This window comes from Streptomyces sp. NTH33, assembly GCF_003236365.1.
Lineage (GTDB): Bacteria > Actinomycetota > Actinomycetes > Streptomycetales > Streptomycetaceae > Streptomyces.
Genome location: NZ_POTZ01000900.1, coordinates 1 through 1341 on the forward strand (window position 1 = coordinate 1; position 1341 = coordinate 1341).

Consider the following 1341-nt stretch of genomic DNA (forward strand, 5'->3'; position numbering starts at 1 on the left):
CAGGGCGCGAGCGTTCTCGGGTGGCGAGACGTCATAGTTGCGATGTAGTGGGCGGGTTGTCGCCTTCGCCGGTTTGGTGAAACAGGACGCGGCTCCGGATGATCAAGGTGTCTAAGCCGTTGATCACAACCGAAGCCGCGTCTGCATGCCATCATCCCTGATCTCCACCTTCGCCCGCCCCCAGGACCGCCTGCCCAACGACCTATCCGACGACACCGAGCGGCTGATCGCCCTGGCCGAGGTCCTGGACCGCTTGCCGGACCCGCGCCGCACGCGTGGACGCCGCTATCGGCTGGGCGCCCTGCTCACACTGTGCACTATCGCGGTCCTGGCCGGGGCGTCCACCTGGGCCGCCATCGTCCGCTTCGCCGCCGGCCTCGACCCGGTCCTGCGCGAACGCGTCGGCCTGGCGCGCGGCATCCCGCGCACCTGCACCCTGGCCCGTCTCTTCGCCCGCCTGGACGGAGACGCTCTCGACGCGGCGCTGGGCGCCTGGCTGCGACTGCAGCACACCGACCCCCTCGCCGGACCGGCCCCGGCAACCGGCCCGGTCAAACGGAACGCGGTCTCGGTCGACGGCAAAACCGTACGCGGCTCGCGCACCCGCGAGCGCCGGGCCGTCCACCTGCTCGCCGCCTCCATCCACGGCACCCGCGCGGTCATCGCCCAGCAGCAGGTCGAGGCCAAGAGCAACGAGATCACCGCGTTCCGCCCACTGCTGGAACCCCTCGACCTGACCGACACCGTCGTCACCTTCGACGCCCTGCTCACCCAGCACGACCACGCGCGCTTCCTGGTAGAGGAGAAGAACGCGCACTACATCGCCCTGATCAAGGGCAACCACCCGACCCTGCACGCGCAGCTGAAGCGGCTGCCCTGGAGCGAGGTGCCGCTCATGGACAAGACCCGCGCCACCGCGCACGGCCGCGACGAGATCCGCCGCCTGAAAGCCGCCACCGTCCCCGACCTGCCCTTCCCCCACGCCGACCAGGTCCTGCAGATCGTGCGCCGCCGCCGCGTACTGAGCACCGGCAAGCTGACCGTCGAACGGGTCTACGCGCTCACCAACCTGACCATGCACCAGGCCACACCCACCCATCTCGCCGAACACGTCCGCGAACACTGGGGCGTCGAGGCCCTGCACCACCTGCGCGACGTCACCCTCCGTGAGGACGCCTCGAAGATCCGCACCGGCAGCGCACCCCGCGTCATGGCCAGCCTGCGCAACACCGCCCTCGCACTCGCGGAGCTCGCGGGCTGGCACAACCACGCCGCGGCAGCCGATCACTACAGGTCACACCCCGATCACGCGCTCGACCTGATCAAGCCCACGACCTGAGA

The 1341-nt window shown here is 70.2% G+C and carries 1 protein-coding gene; it reads left to right on the top strand.

The window, feature by feature from the left end:
* Positions 1-145 precede the first annotated feature (145 nt).
* Positions 146-1339 (top strand): ISAs1 family transposase, encoded by a 1194-nt coding sequence (locus C1I97_RS37370; protein WP_111007300.1) that lies wholly within the window; start codon positions 146-148, stop codon positions 1337-1339.
* Positions 1340-1341: the final 2 nt, after the last annotated feature.